The 376-nt window shown below is 48.1% G+C and carries 2 tRNA genes; both read right to left on the bottom strand.

The annotated features are described in order from the left end of the window. Positions 1-89: 89 nt before the first annotated feature. Positions 90-165 (bottom strand) — tRNA-Ala (locus tag GHO42_RS04705). 29 nt (positions 166-194) lie between these two features. Then, positions 195-271, bottom strand: a tRNA-Ile gene (locus tag GHO42_RS04710). Between the last annotated feature and the right edge of the window lie 105 nt (positions 272-376).

The raw sequence follows: 376 nt of genomic DNA on the forward strand, positions 1-376 counted from the left end.
AGAACGATCTAATCAAAAGATCAGAAATCAACATTCACCATCATTCGATGGAATGTTCATTTCTAAGCTTTACGACAAGTAAGCAGTAATGGTGGAGCCAAACGGGATCGAACCGTTGACCTCCTGCGTGCAAGGCAGGCGCTCTCCCAGCTGAGCTATGGCCCCATATTTCTACAGGTGCTTCCAAACAAAATTGGTGGGTCTGGGCAGATTCGAACTGCCGACCTCACCCTTATCAGGGGTGCGCTCTAACCAACTGAGCTACAGACCCAATTTTGGTCTACTGCTATCGTCTTCTTCAATGAATCAAGCAATTCGTGTGGGAACTTATGGAGCAGCTGATGTCGTCGATTAAGGAGGTGATCCAGCCGCAGGT

This window comes from Pseudomonas sp. FSL R10-0056, from assembly GCF_009600105.1.
Classification (GTDB): Bacteria; Pseudomonadota; Gammaproteobacteria; order Pseudomonadales; family Pseudomonadaceae; genus Aquipseudomonas; species Aquipseudomonas bubulae.